Origin of the sequence: Rhodococcus sp. AB351, assembly GCF_049538275.1 — a bacterium.
Lineage (GTDB): Bacteria > Actinomycetota > Actinomycetes > Mycobacteriales > Mycobacteriaceae > Rhodococcus.
Genome location: NZ_JBMVFW010000006.1, coordinates 268,999 through 285,441, shown reverse-complemented (window position 1 = coordinate 285,441; position 16,443 = coordinate 268,999). Strand labels below are relative to the sequence as shown.

General features: G+C 68.9%; 15 protein-coding genes. 10 read left to right on the top strand and 5 right to left on the bottom strand.

Annotated features, from left to right (window positions below; translation table 11 throughout):
• Positions 1 to 5: 5 nt before the first annotated feature.
• Positions 6 to 1,721 (bottom strand): nitrite/sulfite reductase, encoded by a 1,716-nt coding sequence (locus ACPCXD_RS15425; protein ID WP_088897211.1) that lies wholly within the window; start codon positions 1,719 to 1,721, stop codon positions 6 to 8.
• A 392-nt stretch (positions 1,722 to 2,113) separates the two neighbouring features.
• Between ACPCXD_RS15425 and hemW the strand changes: the two genes are divergently transcribed.
• Positions 2,114 to 3,337 carry a radical SAM family heme chaperone HemW gene (gene hemW, locus ACPCXD_RS15420; RefSeq protein WP_423660230.1) on the top strand — a complete coding sequence of 408 codons (1,224 nt, stop codon included), beginning with the start codon at positions 2,114 to 2,116 and terminating at the stop codon, positions 3,335 to 3,337.
• Positions 3,338 to 3,377: 40 nt separating this feature from the next.
• On the opposite strand, the gene ACPCXD_RS15415 is transcribed toward hemW, so the two are convergent.
• Positions 3,378 to 4,874: a protein kinase domain-containing protein gene (locus tag ACPCXD_RS15415; RefSeq protein WP_423660194.1), complete on the bottom strand. Its 1,497-nt coding sequence runs from the start codon at positions 4,872 to 4,874 to the stop codon at positions 3,378 to 3,380.
• Positions 4,875 to 4,958: 84 nt separating this feature from the next.
• Positions 4,959 to 5,312, bottom strand: coding sequence for a type II toxin-antitoxin system VapB family antitoxin (locus ACPCXD_RS15410; RefSeq protein ID WP_060651486.1), 354 nt, complete (start codon positions 5,310 to 5,312; stop codon positions 4,959 to 4,961).
• A 157-nt stretch (positions 5,313 to 5,469) separates the two neighbouring features.
• Between ACPCXD_RS15410 and hrcA the strand changes: the two genes are divergently transcribed.
• From hrcA to ACPCXD_RS15390, 4 genes are all read left to right on the top strand, one after another.
• Positions 5,470 to 6,513, top strand: coding sequence for a heat-inducible transcriptional repressor HrcA (gene hrcA, locus ACPCXD_RS15405; RefSeq protein ID WP_088897214.1), 1,044 nt, complete (start codon positions 5,470 to 5,472; stop codon positions 6,511 to 6,513).
• Between the two features lie 48 nt (positions 6,514 to 6,561).
• A complete protein-coding gene (dnaJ, locus tag ACPCXD_RS15400) occupies positions 6,562 to 7,713 on the top strand; it encodes a molecular chaperone DnaJ (RefSeq protein WP_088897215.1) in 1,152 nt (383 codons plus the stop codon).
• A gap of 9 nt (positions 7,714 to 7,722) precedes the next feature.
• On the top strand, positions 7,723 to 8,481 hold the full coding sequence (locus tag ACPCXD_RS15395; RefSeq protein ID WP_088897216.1) for a 16S rRNA (uracil(1498)-N(3))-methyltransferase: 759 nt from the start codon (positions 7,723 to 7,725) through the stop codon (positions 8,479 to 8,481).
• Between the two features lie 76 nt (positions 8,482 to 8,557).
• Positions 8,558 to 9,370: an alpha/beta hydrolase family protein gene (locus tag ACPCXD_RS15390; protein WP_088897217.1), complete on the top strand. Its 813-nt coding sequence runs from the start codon at positions 8,558 to 8,560 to the stop codon at positions 9,368 to 9,370.
• Here the strand turns inward: ACPCXD_RS15390 and ACPCXD_RS15385 are convergent.
• Positions 9,314 to 10,927, bottom strand: a complete 1,614-nt coding sequence (locus ACPCXD_RS15385) for an MFS transporter (RefSeq protein WP_423660190.1) — start codon at positions 10,925 to 10,927, stop codon at positions 9,314 to 9,316. The genes ACPCXD_RS15390 and ACPCXD_RS15385 overlap by 57 nt on opposite strands.
• Before the next feature lie 181 nt (positions 10,928 to 11,108).
• Here ACPCXD_RS15385 and ACPCXD_RS15380 point away from each other — a divergent pair, with 181 nt between their 5' ends.
• The 5 genes from ACPCXD_RS15380 (at position 11,109) to era (ending at position 15,756) form a co-directional block, all read left to right on the top strand.
• Complete coding sequence (locus tag ACPCXD_RS15380) at positions 11,109 to 11,711, top strand: TetR/AcrR family transcriptional regulator (RefSeq protein WP_172414873.1); 603 nt, start codon at positions 11,109 to 11,111, stop codon at positions 11,709 to 11,711.
• A gap of 102 nt (positions 11,712 to 11,813) precedes the next feature.
• Complete coding sequence (locus ACPCXD_RS15375) at positions 11,814 to 12,875, top strand: PhoH family protein (protein WP_016691337.1); 1,062 nt, start codon at positions 11,814 to 11,816, stop codon at positions 12,873 to 12,875.
• A gap of 49 nt (positions 12,876 to 12,924) precedes the next feature.
• Positions 12,925 to 13,467 carry an rRNA maturation RNase YbeY gene (gene ybeY, locus ACPCXD_RS15370; RefSeq protein ID WP_006554478.1) on the top strand — a complete coding sequence of 181 codons (543 nt, stop codon included), beginning with the start codon at positions 12,925 to 12,927 and terminating at the stop codon, positions 13,465 to 13,467.
• A gap of 58 nt (positions 13,468 to 13,525) precedes the next feature.
• Positions 13,526 to 14,842, top strand: a complete 1,317-nt coding sequence (locus ACPCXD_RS15365; RefSeq protein WP_423660187.1) for a hemolysin family protein — start codon at positions 13,526 to 13,528, stop codon at positions 14,840 to 14,842.
• On the top strand, positions 14,839 to 15,756 hold the full coding sequence (gene era, locus ACPCXD_RS15360; RefSeq protein WP_024101353.1) for a GTPase Era: 918 nt from the start codon (positions 14,839 to 14,841) through the stop codon (positions 15,754 to 15,756). Before ACPCXD_RS15365 ends, era begins: the two co-directional genes overlap by 4 nt.
• A 10-nt stretch (positions 15,757 to 15,766) precedes the next feature.
• On the opposite strand, the gene ACPCXD_RS15355 is transcribed toward era, so the two are convergent.
• Entirely contained in the window at positions 15,767 to 16,414 is a 648-nt protein-coding gene (locus ACPCXD_RS15355; protein WP_423660229.1) for a cysteine hydrolase family protein, read from the bottom strand.
• Between the last annotated feature and the right edge of the window lie 29 nt (positions 16,415 to 16,443).

Here is a 16,443-nt window from a genome sequence, read left to right as displayed (position 1 = left end):
GCCCGTCATCGCAGGTCTGCCTCCTCGGCGCGGACGACCCATTCGCCGAAGCGCTCGCCGGGCGCGCGCTCCTTGACGAAGGTGCGCACCACCCGCTCGATGTAGTCGCCGAGCTCGGCGCTGGTGACCTTGTGCTGGCGCAGCTTGCGTCCGAACTTCGCGTCGAAGCCCAGCGCACCGCCGAGGTGCACCTGGAAACCCTCGACCTGGTTGCCCTCACCGTCGTCGACGAGCTGACCCTTGAAGCCGATGTCGGCGATCTGGGAGCGCGCGCACGAGTTCGGGCAGCCGTTGATGTTGATCGTCACCGGGACGTCGAGCTGCGCGTTGATGTCGGCGAGACGCTCCTCGAGCTCGGGCACGAGAGCCTGCGAACGCTTGCGCGTCTCGACGAAGGACAGCTTGCAGAACTCGATTCCCGTGCACGCCATGAGGTTCTTGCGCCACGGCGACGGGGAAGCCGGCAGACCCAGCGCCTCGAGCTCGGTGACGAGCTGCTCGACCTTGTCGTCGGCCACGTCGAGCACGATCAGCTTCTGGTACGGGGTGAACCGGATCCGGTCCGAACCCGCACGCTCGGCGGCGTCGGCGACCTTCGACAGGATCGTGCCCGAGACACGACCGGCGATCGGCGCGACACCCACGGCGTTGAGGCCGTTGCGCAGCTTCTGGACTCCGACGTGATCGATCGGACGCTCCGGTGCAGCCGGGGCCGGGCCGTCGATCAGCGGACGCTTCAGGTATTCGGTCTCGAGCACCTCGCGGAACTTCTCGATGCCCCAGTCCTTGATGAGGAACTTCAGGCGTGCCTTGGACCGCAGCCGGCGGTAGCCGTAGTCGCGGAAGATCGCGACGACGCCTTCCCACACATCGGCGACCTCCTCGAGCGGCACCCACGCGCCGACCCGCTGCGCGAGCATCGGGTTGGTGGACAGACCGCCGCCGACCCACAGGTCGAAGCCGGGGCCGTGCTCGGGGTGCTCGACGCCGATGAAGGCGACGTCGTTGATCTCGTGCACGACGTCCTGCTGGCCGGAGATCGCGGTCTTGAACTTGCGCGGCAGATTCGAGTACTCGGGGTTGCCGATGTAGCGGCTCACGATCTCGTCGATCGCCGGAGTGCCGTCGATGATCTCGTCGAGGGACTCACCGGCGAGCGGCGAACCGAGCACGACGCGGGGGCAGTCGCCGCACGCCTCGGTGGTCTTCAGACCGACCGATTCGAGACGACGCCAGATCTCCGGGACGTTCTCGACCTCGATCCAGTGGTACTGGACGTTCTCGCGATCGGACAGGTCGGCGGTGTCGCGACCGAACTCGGTGGAGATACCGGCGATCGTGCGCAGCTGCGCGAGATTCAGGGCGCCGGCGTCGCAGCGCACCCGCATCATGAAGTACTTCGCCTCGAGCAGGTCGATGTTCTCGTCACCGGTGTAGGTGCCGTCGTAGCCCTGCTCGCGCTGGGTGTACAGACCCCACCAGCGGAAGCGGCCGCGCAGATCGCTCTTGTCGATTCCGTCGAAACCGGTTTGCGCGTAGATGTTCTCGATACGCTTGCGGACGTTGAGCGGGTTGTCGTCCTTCTTCGTCTGCTCGTTGGCGTTGAGCGGCTCGCGGTAACCGAGGGCCCACTGGCCCTCGGCGCGACGCTTGGCGGGACGCGCGCGGCGGGCGGGAGTGGCCGACTCGTCGGCGGGCGTGACGTCGGTGGTCGACGACATACAGGGTCTCCTGATATTCGCTGGAACCGGATCGACGAGCGCAGGAGGGGGCTGACCTCGTGCACGCATGCTTCGACCCGGCGGGATCTGGGATGTGCCGGGGAGTGCCGACTAGAGACAGTCGGCGCAGAGACAAGCGGCGCAAGGCAGACAACAGGATGCGCAGACGCGCTTGAAGTCGACGTGGCGTCGCGCCACGAGTCGCACTCCGTGTCCTGTCATGCGGACCATTGTGCCATGTCACCGGGGCGATTCCGAATTGCGGGCGGTATTTCCACCCAATTTTCGGGAAATGTCGAGGTAGGGGCGTCGCGCGCGGAACCGCCCTTCGGGTCTCTGGAACACTGGAGGGCGTGAACAGCACTGAGATCGGTCGACGCACCGGCACGGAAATCGGTATCGCGGGTCGTCCGGCCGGTCTCGAACTTCCCGCTTCGGCACTCGCCGGCGTGGGGACGCGACCGTTCGGCGTGTACGTGCACGTGCCCTTCTGCGCGACCCGCTGCGGCTACTGCGACTTCAACACCTACACGGCCGGGGAACTCGGCAGCGCGGCCTCGCCGCAGTCCTGGCTCGAGGGTCTGCGCCGCGAACTCGACGCCGGCGCCCGGCTGCTGTCCGAGGCCGGACGACCGGCCCCCGCCGCCGAGACGGTCTTCGTCGGCGGCGGAACGCCCTCGCTGCTCGGCGCGGACGGTCTCGCGCAGGTACTCGACGCGATCCGCGACTCGTTCGGGCTCGCCCCCGGCGCCGAGGTGACGACCGAATCGAACCCGGAGTCGACCTCCACGGAGTTCTTCTCGTCGATCCGCGAGGCCGGATACACCCGCGTGTCGCTCGGCATGCAGTCCGCGGCGCCGCACGTGCTGGCGGTCCTCGACCGCACCCACACACCCGGGCGTCCCGTCGCGGCGGCGAAGGAAGCGCGCGCGGCCGGTTTCGGCCACGTCAACCTCGATCTGATCTACGGCACTCCCGGCGAGCGCGATGCCGATCTCGACGCCTCCCTCGACGCCGTGCTCGAAGCGGGCGTCGACCACGTCTCGGCGTACGCGCTCATCGTCGAGGACGGCACCGCCCTCGCCCGCCGTGTCCGTCGCGGCGAGCTGCCGGCCCCGGACGACGACGTGCTCGCATCGCGGTACGAGCGGATCGACGTGCGACTCGCCGACGCCGGAATGACCTGGTACGAGGTGTCCAACTGGGCGAAGGCCGACGATCCGTCGGCGCGCTGCGCCCACAACCTCGGTTACTGGGACGGCGGCGACTGGTGGGGCGCCGGGCCGGGCGCGCACAGCCATGTCGGCGGCGTGCGCTGGTGGAACGTCAAGCATCCGGCCCGCTACGCGTCGACCCTCGCCGACGGAGCCCTGCCCGTCGCGGGAAGCGAACATCTCACCACCGAGGACCGGCACACCGAACTCGTCATGCTCACCGTGCGGCTGCGCACGGGCCTGCCGTTGTCGGAACTCGACGACGGTGAGCGCGTCGCGGCGGAGACGGTGGTCGCCGACGGGCTCGCCGTGGAGCGCGACGATCATCTCGTGCTGACCGACCGGGGCAGGCTGCTCGCCGACGCGGTGGTCCGCACCATCCTGCTCGGCGCGGACGACTGACCGTCCGGTCGCGTCACGCCGCTCCGACCGACCGGTCGCGTCATGCCGCGCCGATGCGCTCCGAGTCGTAGACCGACAGCCGCCCACGGTTCTCGACCACCGACACCCAGCGCTTCTCCGACTCGGTCCGGCCGTCGACGGTGACGAACGTCAGGGTGACGATCACACTCGACGCATCGCGGGGCTCCACGGCATCCACCGAGACGGACCGGATCGTCGGCCAGAACTCCTCGAACCCGGCCCGGCCGACCTTCCCCGCGTAGTGGGGATCGAACAACGCCCAGGCCTGTTCGGTGTCGTCCGGGAGCAACGCGTAGTAGTCCCGCACGAAGGTCTCCATACGCTCGAAACTCGGCGGTGACTCCGACGAGGTCGGTTCGGGTGACGTCGATCCGGGTGAGGACGGCACGGTGGAGGGTGTCGAGGTCTCCGCCGGGAGTGGACTCGTGGCACCGGCGGACGGCGAGTCGCCGGTGCCCCGCCCGAGGACGAAGGCGAGCACCGCCCCCACCGCGATCACCGCGGCGGCGACCGCGAGTGCCACGACCGCACCGCGGCGCGGTGCACGCGCCGGAGGTGAGGGAGGAGGCCCCATCGGGGGTCGGTTCGGGAAGGTCGGCGGGCCCATCCAGCTCGACGGGTTCACCGCGGTCGGCGGGATCACCGCCGTGGGCGGCGGTCCGGGCTCGACCTTCCGGAGCGGGACCGGTGCCCCGCGCGGCGGCCGCCGGTCCATCGTGCTCCGGGCCAGATCCTCGGCGAGTTCACCGGCCCGGCGATACCGATCCTCGACCCGCTTGGCCATCCCACGTGCGACGACGCCGTCCAGCGCGGCAGGGAGGTCGGGCACGAGGTCGGTCGGACGCGGCGGCGGTTTCGTGAGATGGGAGGCGACGTGCTGAGCGGTGCTGTCGGTGGCGAACGGTGCTCGTCCGGTGAGGCACTGGAACAACACGCAGGTCAGCGCGTAGATGTCGGAACCCGGCCCGGATCGGCCGTCGAAGCGTTCCGGGGCCATGTACGCGAGAGTGCCGATCGCTCCGGCCTCGCGCGTGAGCGCGGTCTGACCGTCGGCATGTGCGATCCCGAAGTCGATCAGATAGGTATGGCCGCTGGGGTGCAGCACGATGTTGGCCGGTTTGACGTCCCGGTGCACCAGTCCCGCATCGTGTGCGGCGTCGAGAGCCGCAGCGACCTGGCCGATCACGCGCACGGTGCGGTCGAGCGGCAGGGAACCTTCACGTCGTAGGACGGTGCCGAGATCCTCGCCCTCGAGCAGGGCCATGTCGATGTACAGCCGTCCGTCGATCTCACCGAAATTGTGGATCGGGACGATGTTCGGATGGCGGAGCTTGGAGACGGCCCGGGCCTCACGATCGAAACGCGCGCGGTATCCGGCGTCGTCGGCGAGTTCCGGCGGCAGGACCTTGACCGCGACCTGACGATCGGTGACCGAGTCGAATGCGCACCACACCTGACCCATCCCGCCCTGGCCGAGCCGGGTCTGCAGTTCGTAGCGGCCGAACGTCTCGCCCATGCCATTCCTTCCCGGTCGGTGTCCGAGAGCTCGGGCGGTCCGTCGGACGTCGGTCGAAACGGGGCGAATCCACCCCTGATCGGGCTATGCGGGAGACGGGCCCCGAACCTCGGCGCCCGGGTCGGGCACGCCACCGGGAATCAGCACGTCGTACTCGAAGACACGCACGTGCAGCACCGGCCGGTTCCGCAGTGCGGACTGCACGGCACGGTGGAGCCCGTCCTCGAGGTACAGCACGCCCTGCCACTGGACGGCGTGTGGGAACAGATCGCCGTAGAAGGTCGAGTCCTCCGACAACAGCCGGTCGAGTTCGAGCACCTTCGTCGTCGTGACGATCTCGTCGAGGCGCACCTGGCGGGGCGGAATCCTCGACCAGTCGCGCAGAGACAGTCCGTGATCGGGATACGGTTTGCCGTCCCGGACGCCCTTGAAGATCATGCGGACACATTACGGGGGACGCGCCGACGGCGTCGCCTCCGGTTCGGGGTGGTGTCGCACACGTGCCCGACACCTTCGAGGTCGTCGCGCGATTAGACTGGCAGGGTACGGCCCCGAGAGGTGCAGTCCTGCAGGCGGCGGAAACGGAGGTGGCGGGTTGTCGAGTACCGAGGAGCGGAGATTCAAGGTCTTGCGCGCCATCGTGGCGGATTACGTGTCCACCAAGGAGCCGATCGGCTCCAAGACTCTCGTCGACCGGCACAACCTCGGTGTGTCCAGCGCCACGGTCCGTAACGACATGGCTGTGCTCGAAGCAGAGGGATACATCACACAGACCCACACGAGCTCGGGACGCGTGCCCACCGACAAGGGCTACCGCCAGTTCGTCGACAGGATCGCGGAGGTCAAACCGCTCTCGTCGGCCGAGCGCCGCGCGATCCTGCAGTTCCTCGAATCGGGCGTCGACCTGGACGACGTGCTGCGCCGCGCGGTGCGGTTGCTCGCGCAGCTCACCCGCCAGGTCGCGGTCGTGCAGTACCCGACGCTCTCGGCGTCGTCCGTGCGACATCTCGAGGTGGTCGGGCTGACGCCGGCGCGGCTGCTGCTCGTGCTCATCACCGACTCGGGCCGCGTCGATCAGCGCATCGTCGAACTCGGCGACGTGATCGACGAGGACGGCCTGTCGCGGCTGCGTGAGCTGCTCGGTGGGGCATTGACCGGCAAGCGGCTCGCCGCGGCTTCCGTCGCGGTCACCGAGCTCGCCGACAACGCACCGGACGATCTGCGCGACGCGCTCATCCGGTGCACCACCGTGCTGGTGGAGACCCTCGTCGAGCACCCCGAGGAGCGTCTCGTGCTCGGAGGCACCGCCAATCTCACCCGTAACGCCGCCGACTTCGACGGCCACGGGATAGTGCCGGGTTCGTTGCGCACGGTCCTCGAAGCCCTCGAGGAGCAGGTCGTGGTGCTCAAACTGCTCGCGTCCAGCCAGGACGCCGGCCGGGTCACCGTCCGCATCGGTGAGGAGACCCAGTTCGAGGAGATGCGCACCACCTCGGTCGTGTCCACCGGTTACGGGGCCGCGGGTACGGTCTTCGGTGGTCTGGGGGTGCTCGGCCCCACCCGGATGGACTATCCGGGAACCATCGCATCGGTCGCCACCGTTGCGAGATATATCGGTGAGGTGCTCGGCGAACGCTGAGCACCGTCCATTTTGCTCTGTAGAACGACGTAAGGACGAGAACCAAACGTGGCACGGGACTACTACGGGACGCTCGGCGTGTCCAAGAACGCGACCGACCAGGAGATCAAACGGGCGTACCGCAAGTTGGCGCGCGAGCACCACCCGGATGTGAACCCCGACGAGTCGGCGCAGAAGCGTTTCCAGGAGATCTCGGCCGCCTACGAGGTGCTGTCGGATCCCGAGAAGCGACGCATCGTCGACCTCGGCGGCGACCCGCTCGAACCCGGTGGCGGCGGTGCAGGCGGCTTCGGCGGTGCCGGCTTCGGTGGCGGCCTCGGCGACGTCTTCGAGGCGTTCTTCGGTGGCGGCGCCGGCGGTTCCCGCGGTCCGCGCGGCCGCGTCCAGCCCGGCGCCGACTCGCTGCTCCGCACCCGCCTGACCCTCGAGGAATGCGCTCGCGGCGTCACCAAGACGGTCACGGTCGACACCGCGATCCTGTGCGACGCGTGCACCGGTTCCGGCACCCACGGCGACTCGAAGCCCGTGCGCTGCGAGACCTGCGGCGGTGCCGGCGAGGTCCAGTCCGTCCAGCGTTCCTTCCTCGGCCAGGTCATGACCTCCCGGCCGTGCCCCACCTGTCGCGGTGTCGGCGAGACGATCCCGGATCCCTGCCGCAAGTGCGGCGGCGACGGCCGCGTGCGTGCCCGCCGCGAGATCACCGTCAAGGTGCCCGCCGGTGTCGGCAACGGGATGCGCATCCGCCTTGCTGCCCAGGGCGAGGTCGGTCCCGGCGGCGGTCCTGCCGGCGATCTCTACGTCGAGGTGCTCGAACAGCAGCACGAGGTCTTCGTGCGCGACGGCGACGACCTGCACTGCACCATCCGCGTGCCCATGGTCGACGCTGCGCTCGGCACCAAGGTGACGGTCGAGACCATCCTCGACGGACCCACCGAGATCACCATCGATCCCGGTACCCAGCCCGGTTCGATCTCGGTGCTGCGCGGCCACGGCATGCCGAAACTGCGCTCGGGTACGCGCGGCGACCTGCACGCGCATCTCGAGGTCGTGGTGCCGAGCAAGCTCGATCACAAGCAGACGAAGCTGCTCGAGGACTTGCGCCGGCACAGCGACCGGGAGCACGTCGAGGTCGTGACCACGGGTTCGCAGAACACCGGCGGCCTGTTCTCGCGCCTGCGCGACGCGTTCAGCGCCCGCTAGGTCGGTCGGGTGGCCGCGACACTGTTCTACCTCGATCCGCTGCCCGACGAGGGGCGGACGGCCGTGCTCGACGGCAAGGAGGGCCGGCACGCCGCCACGGTGCGCCGCATCGCGGTCGGCGAGCGGCTCGTGTTGTCCGACGGTGCCGGTGAAGTCGCCGACGTCGAGGTCACGGCGGTGGCGAAGGACCGGCTCGAAGCGCTCGTGCTCGGTCGTCGCGTCGTCGACCCGCCGCGTCCGAGCGTGACCGTCGTGCAGGCGCTGCCGAAATCCGATCGGTCCGAACTCGCCGTCGAACTGGCCACCGAGGCCGGCGCCGACGAGTTCGTGCCGTGGCAGTCGGCGCGCTGCGTCGCCCGGTGGGATGCCAAAGCGGTCAAGGGTGTTGCCAAGTGGCAGGCGGTCGCGACGTCCGCGGCGAAGCAGTCGCGGCGCGCGCACGTGCCGACGGTCGCCGGGTTGCACCGCACGCCCGAGGTCGTCGCCCGGGTCCGGTCGGCCGTCGAGCGCGGCGAGGTCGTCGCGGTGCTCCACGAATCCGCCACCATCCCCTTCGCCGATCTGCCGGTGCGCGATGCCGATTCGCTGACGCTGATCGTCGGTCCCGAAGGCGGACTCGACGACGCGGAGGTCGAGGCGCTCGTCGACGCGGGCGCGGTGGCCGTCGGTCTCGGTCCCACGGTGCTGCGCACCTCGACCGCGGCGGCCGTGGCACTCGGCGCGATCGGTGTGTTGACCGACCGGTGGCGGACCAGGCCGTTGCACTGAGGGACCGCTTGCGGGTCCCGACCATGTACTGAGGGACCGCTGGCGGGTCCCGACCATACGTACCGAAGGATTTCTCTTGGCTCGTACGAAGATCGCCTACGGCACCCACTCGCAGCAGTTCGGGCACGTCTTCCTGCCCGACCCCGAGACGGTGATGGGGCCCGTTCCCGTCGTCATGGTCGTCCACGGCGGTTCGTGGCACGGCCGCTACCAGCTCACCCTCGGCACGGCGCTGTCGGTGGAACTCGCGCGTCGCGGTGTGGTGGCGTGGAACGTCGAGTACCGACGCCTCGAGGCCGGGGGCGCGTGGGACGAGATGTCCGCCGATGTGGTCGCGGCGTACGAGACGATCTTCACCGAGGTCGTTCCGCACGCGCAGCGTGGCGGTGTCGAGGTCGATCCCGACCGTGTGCGCCTCGTCGGTCATTCGGCGGGAGGCCAGCTGGCTGTGTGGCTCGCGGGTGAGAGCACGTCGGTGCGACCGGAATTCGTGGTCTCGCAGGCGGGTGCGCTCGATCTCGTCACCGCCGGGGAACGTGGTCGTCGCGTGGAGGCGTTCGAGGCGCTCTTCGGTGCGTCCTACGCGGATGCACCCGAGCGTTACCGGTCGGCCTCACCGATGCACCGGCCGCCGATCGGTGTGCCGGTCGCGGTGCTGCACGGCACCGCCGACGAGCAGGTGCCGGTGAGTGTCGCGCATCGTTACGTCGACGCAGCCGACGCGGCGGGGGATCCGGTGTCGCTGGAACTGTTCGACGGCGAGGACCACGTCGCCTTCCTGAACCGGACCACCCGTGCCTGGGAGCGGTCGCTCGACCTGCTCACCGCGCGGTCAGTGGCCGATCTCGGCCTCGCTGCGGGTGCGCGTGTGGAGTCCGCGGGGGAGTAGCGCGGTGACGGCCGCGGCGCCGACGAGCAGGACGATGCCGGCGACGAGGCTCGCGGACGAGATCGCTTGGGCGAACGCTGCGGACGACGCGTCGAGCAGCGGTTGTGCGTACGACGCCGCGAAGGGGTTCGCCGCGAGTTCCTCCGCGACGATCGCCGCCCCGCCCACCGAATCGCCGGCCGCCTCGATCGCCATCGCGGCCTGATCGGCCATCGGGCCCGTCAGATCCGCGAGCGGCAATCCGTCGAGGAAGCCGGAGATCTCGCGGTGATAGGTGGTCGCGAGGATCGAACCGAGCACGGCGATGCCCAGCGAACCACCGAATTCCACTGCGGTGTCGTTCAATCCGCCCGCAGCTCCGAGATCCGAGTCGGGGAAACCGCCCATGATCAGGTCGGTGGACGGGGGCGTGGCCAGACCGATGCCCAAGCCCAGCAGCAGCAACGAGATCAGGAACGGCGTGAAGTCGGAGGCGCCGTCCGTGACGGTCAGGGTGAGGATGCCCACCGCGGCGGCGACCATGCCCGCGCCCACGAGGATCCGCGCACCGAGTCGGGGTGCGAGCCGGCCGCTCAGCGCCGCACCGAACGAGACCGTCACCGCGAGAGGAAGCAGACGCAGGCCGGTCTCGAGCGGGCCGTAACCGAGCACGAACTGGAACTGCTGCGCGACGAAGTAGATGGCCCCGAAGGCGACGAGGAACAGCAGCAGCACCGACAGGCAGGCGCCGCCGACGGTCCGGTCCGCGACCCGGCGCACATCCAGCAGCGGCCGGGGGTGGCGAAGTTCCCACACCACGAAGAGAACCGCGGCGATCACCGAGCCGATCGAGGTGGCGATCACCCCGGTGCCCCAACCGAAGTGGAACCCCTCGATGATCGCGTAGACGATTCCGCCGAGAGCGGCGACGGACAGGGCGCCGCCGACCCAGTCGGTGCGGGTGAGATCGTCCGCCTTCGAGGCCGGCACGAGGATCAGGGCCGCGATCGCCGCGAACGCCGCGATCGGCACGTTGATGAGGAAGGTCGAACCCCACGAGTTCGATTCGAGGAGCCATCCGGCGAGCAGGGGACCGAGCGCGATCGCGAGTCCGGACGTGGCTGCCCAGGCCGCGATCGCACGGGCACGCTCGTGCACGGGGAACATCGCGACGAGCAGCGACAGCGTCGCGGGCATGATCACGGCGGCGCTCACCCCCATGACGATGCGCGCGACGATCACGTCGCCGGCGCTGTCGGCGAACGATCCGTAGACCGCGCCGGCGGCGAAGGCGACCAGACCGGCCAGCAACGCGCGGCGTCGCCCGTACCGGTCGCCGAGCACGCCGAACAACAGCATCAGCGCGGCGTAGGGAACGGTGTAGCCGTCGATGATCCACTGCATGTCGGCGCTGGTGAGCTGCAGGTCGCGCAGCATGCCGGGGGCGGCGACGATGAGCGAGGTGTTGGCCATCACAACGATGAGCAGACTCAGGCACAGCACCGTCAGTCCTACCCAGCGCAGCCGGTAGGGTTCCTTCGCTGCAGTCCCTCTTGCGGGGGTGACGGCAGTGGCCATGGGCTCTCCTCGGGTGCGACACGGGCCGGGACCGGAGCCCCTATCTACACGGTGGTGTGCAAGTTACGCAGCTGCACATCCGTGTGCAACTAAAATGAAAGACAGATCACAGTCGGCGGAAGAGGGCGAGAACGTGGAGAACCCGGTCACACGACCGCGAACCCGATTCAATGCGAACCGCATGCGCATACTCGACGCTGCGGTGATGTGCTTTGCGGCCGACTCCGACGCGAGCATGGACGATGTCGCCAAGGCCGCGGGTGTCGTCCGGCGCACCGTCTACGCGCACTTCCCCAATCGGGAAGCCCTCGTCGAGGGGATCGTCGACGATGCCTCGACCGCGCTCGCCGAGGCTCTCGACCATCCCGAACCGGACGATCCCGCCGTCGCGCTCGCGGTCGTGGCGCTGCGGACCTGGCCCATCGGCGACCGCTACCGCGTGCTGCTCTCGTTCGCGCGCAAGGAGATGGGAGAACAGCGCATCGCCGAACTCGTCTCCCCGGTGCGCTCGCGTGTCCTCGGGCACGTCGAACGCGGCCTCGCGCAGGGCCAGCTCTCCGACTATCTTCCGGCGCCCGTGCTCGTGGGGATGATGGAAGGCCTGACGATGGCCACCCTCGAGCAGGCCAATCTCGGGCTGGTCGACGATTCCGGCGACACCATCGTCCTGGGCAACCTCGTGCTCGCCGGGGTCTCACCCGACCGGGCGCCCGGGATCCTCGCCGAGGCACGACGGTGGCTCGTGGAGGCCGGCTCGGGCGACGGCGGAACCGAACCCCGCTGAAACTCGCTGTTGCGGGAGGGTACGCCCCGTCCGGCGCTAGACTGGCACGAACACGACGACCGTCGTGCAGGAGCCGAACCGAAAGCAGGACGTACCGTCCACGTGAGTGAACCAGACCGACCCCACGAGCCCGCCGAATTCGAACCGACCACGGTCAAATCGAGCCTCGACCTCCCCTCGGAGGCCGCAGCGCCCCTGCTCGGAGCCGCGGACGAGAATCTGATCGCCCTCGAAGCCCTCCTGGCGGCGGACATCCACGTGCGGGGCAACACCGTCACGCTGACCGGAGCGCCCGCCGACGTCGCTCTCGCCGAACGTGCGCTCGCCGAGCTCGTCACCATCGTCCGTCGCGGACAATCGCTCGCCCCCGACGCCGTGCGTCGCACCGTGGGCATGCTCACCCAGGGGCTCTCCGAGTCGCCGGCCGACGTTCTCAGTCTCGACATCCTGTCGCGGCGCGGGAAGACGATCCGGCCCAAGACCCTGAACCAGAAGCGGTACGTCGACGCCATCGACGCCCACACCATCGTCTTCGGTGTCGGACCGGCCGGTACGGGCAAGACCTATCTCGCCATGGCGAAGGCCGTGCAGGCGCTGCAGACCAAGCAGGTCAACCGCATCATCCTCACGCGTCCCGCCGTCGAGGCGGGGGAGCGGCTCGGCTTCCTGCCGGGCACCCTGCACGAGAAGATCGACCCGTATCTGCGGCCGCTGCACGACGCGCTGCACGACATGATGGATCCCGAAGCGATCCCGAAGCTCATGCAGGCCGGGGTCATCGAGGTCGCGCCCCTCGCATATATGCGTGGTCGCACCCTGAACGATGCCTTCATCATCCTCGACGAGGCGCAGAACACCACCGCCGAGCAGATGAAGATGTTCCTCACGCGCCTGGGCTTCGGCTCCAAGATCGTCGTGACGGGCGACATCACGCAGATCGACCTGCCCGGCGGTGCCCGTTCGGGTCTCGCCGCTGCCACCGAGATCCTCGACGGCATCGACGACATCCACATCGCGCGACTCGACAGCAGCGACGTCGTGCGGCACCGGCTCGTCTCCGACATCGTCGACGCCTACAGCCGTTTCGAGGCCACCACCCGCGACGGCGACGGGATCCCCGGCAACCGCGCCCAGCGTCGCGCGCAGCGGGTGCAGCGTCGATGAACATCCTTGTAGATCAACCGAATACCGTCGTGCAGAAGGAACTCCAGTCATGAGCATCGAGATCTCGAACGAATCGGGAATGGACGTCTCGGAGGAGGAACTCCTCGACGTCGCCCGCTTCGTGATCGCCCGGATGGATGTGCATCCGGCGGCGGAGTTGTCGATGGTGCTCGTGGATCTCGACACCATGGCCGATCTGCACGTTCGGTGGATGGACCTGCCCGGCCCCACCGACGTGATGTCGTTCCCCATGGACGAACTCGAACCCGGCGGGCGTCCCGACGCTCCCGAACCGGGACCGTCGATGCTCGGCGATATCGTGCTGTGTCCGCAGTTCGCCGCCGACCAGGCCGCGAAGGCCGGTCACCCGGTGGCCCACGAACTCGCCCTGCTCACCGTGCACGGCATGCTCCACCTCCTCGGCTACGACCACGCCGAACCGGAGGAGGAGAAGGAGATGTTCGGCCTGCAGAACCAGCTCCTCGCCGAGTGGTACGAGGAGATCCGCCGGGCCGAGCACGAGGCGCGGCTCGCCGCCCGCGACCGGAAGTTGCTGGGCAAGGCCGGTTTCGTCGACACCCCCGAATCATGAGCGGCGACAGTACGAGCCATCGTGATCGGACGACACCGATCGAGGGAGTGACGATCGCGTGAGTACCGTGCCCCTCGTCGTCCTGGCGGTCGTCCTGGTGGTGCTCGGAGGCCTGTTCGCCGCCGTCGATTCCGCGCTCAACACGGTATCCGCGGCGCGCGCCGAGGAACTCGCGAAAGAGGGCCGGCCCAGTGCGCGCCGCCTGCTCGGGCTGCTCGACGATCGGCCCCGCTACGTCAATCTGACGGTGCTGCTGCGCATCCTCTGCGAGATCACCGCCACCGTCGTGCTCGTCGGTGCGTTGCTCGCCGTGCTCGACCGCACGTGGGCGCTCGTCGTGGGCGCTGCGGTGATGGTCATCGTCGACTACGTCGTCATCGGTGTCGGTCCGCGCACGCTCGGACGCCAGCACGCGTACCCGATCGCGCTCGCCGCCACCGGACCGCTGCGGATACTCGGTGTCCTGCTCGGCCCGATCAGCCGGATCCTGATCAGCGTCGGAAATGCGGTCACGCCCGGTCGCGGTTTCCGGAACGGTCCGTTCTCCAACGAGATCGAGCTGCGCGAACTGGTCGACCTCGCTCAGGAAAGCGGAGTCGTGGCCGACGAGGAACGCCGGATGATCCAGTCGGTGTTCGACTTCGGCGATACCACGGCCCGCGAGATCATGGTTCCGCGCCCCGAGATGGTGTGGATCGAGGAGACCAAGACAGCCGGTCAGGCCACCTCGCTCGCCGTCCGCAGCGGGCACTCCCGGATCCCGGTGATCGGCGAGAACGTCGACGACATCCGCGGTGTCGTCTACCTCAAGGATCTCGTCCAGCAGACCTACTACCACCGTGACGGTGGGCGCAGCGTCTCCGTCGCCGACGTCATGCGGCCGGCGGTCTTCGTGCCGGATTCGAAGCGCCTCGACGACCTGCTCGCCGACATGCAGCGCGACCGCAACCACATGGCGGTCCTCGTCGACGAATACGGCGGCATCGCCGGCCTCGTGACGATCGAGGACGTCATCGAGGAGATCGTCGGTGAGATCGCCGACGAGTACGACACCGGGGAGATCCCCGACGTCGAGGAACTCGGCGACGACACCTACCGGGTCTCCGCGCGACTTGCCGTCGAGGACCTCGGCGAACTGTTCGACATCGACATCGAGGACGACGAGGTCGACACCGTCGGCGGACTCCTCGGTTACGAACTCGGCCGAGTTCCTCTGCCGGGTGCGGAGGTACGGACCCACGGCCTGCTGCTCCGCGGCGAGGGCGGACCGGACGTCCGCGGGCGGGTGCGTGTGAGCACCGTCTTCGTGCAGCGCGCGACACCCGAAGAAGAACCCACCGATACCGATACGGCCACCACCGAGGAGCATGCATGACCGACACCGACTTCCGTTCCGGCTTCATCTGTTTCGTCGGCCGGCCCAACACCGGGAAGTCGACGCTCACGAATGCACTCGTCGGCAGCAAGATCGCCATCACCTCGTCGCGCCCGCAGACCACCCGTCACACCATCCGCGGCATCGTCCACCGCGACAACGCCCAGCTCATCCTGGTGGACACCCCGGGACTGCACCGCCCGCGCACCCTGCTCGGCCAGCGGCTGAACGATCTGGTGCAGGACACCTACTCCGAGGTCGACGCGATCGGCATGTGCTTCCCCGCCGACGAGAAGATCGGCCCCGGCGACCGCTGGATCCTCGAGCAGGTGCGCCACATGGCGCCGAAGACCCCGGTCATCGGCATCGTCACGAAGATCGACAAGGTGGGCAAACAGCAGGTCGCCGCGCAGTTGCTCGCCGTGTCGAAACTCCTCGGCGAGAACTGCGAGGTCGTGCCGGTCTCCGCGGCCTCGGGTGAGCAGGTCGAGGTCCTCGTCGACGTCCTCGTCTCGCACATGGAGCCCGGACCGGCCTTCTATCCCGACGGCGAGCTCACCGACGAGCCGGAGGAGACCCTGATGGCCGAGCTCATCCGCGAGGCCGCCCTCGAAGGTCTCGGCGACGAGCTGCCGCACTCGCTCGCCGTTGTGATCGAGGAGATCACCGAACGTGAGGGTCGCACCGAGAAGCAGGGCGAGATGCTCGACGTGCACGCCCTGCTCTACGTCGAGCGGCCGAGCCAGAAGGGCATCGTCATCGGCAAGGGGGGTGCGCGGCTGCGCGAGGTGGGCACCGCCGCACGCACCCAGATCGAGAAGCTCCTCGGCGTGAAGATCTACCTCGACCTGCACGTGAAGGTCGCGAAGGACTGGCAGCGAGATCCCAAACAGCTGGGCCGTCTGGGATTCTGACGCCGAGCCCCTACGGGGTGGACGCGGTGATCGGCCGGGCGACCCACATCGACGCGAGGTCGTCTGCGGTCACCACGGTCCCGAAGTTCTGTGCGACCATCGCGACCGAGGCGGCGTGCGCGGCGGGACTGTAGGACGCGGCGCAGTCCTCGACGAGCGAGACCCAGTACTCGTGGAACAGGCCGCTGCGCAGGCTCGATTCGACGCAGATCTCGGTGGCGACGCCGGTGAACAACAACGATTCGATGCCCCGTGACCGCAGGACGCTGTCGAGGTCGGTGCCGACGAACGCGCTGAAGCGATGTTTGACGATCACCGGTTCTCCCGGCTCCGGCCGGACACCGTAGAAGTCCGCTCCGGCAGTACCGGGCCGGCAGGTCAGACCGGTCCGCGCCGTGCCGGGACCGGTACCGACGCGGCCCAGCCACTGGGGCGTGTCCGTGGTCTCGTCGTGCTCCGTACGGACCCAGACGACGGGCACGTCCCTGCGGCGGGCGCGGTCGATCAGTTCCGCCAGCCGCGGTGTCATGGCGACCGCGGCGGAGACGTCGAAGCCGCAGCCGGCGAGAGCGCCGTCGGGGGAACAGAAGTCGTTCTGCATGTCGACGACGACCAGGGCGCAGCGTTGGGGGTCGTAGCGGAAACCGGATTCGTCCACGGGGGTCCTCTCCTCGAAGGTGTTCGGTG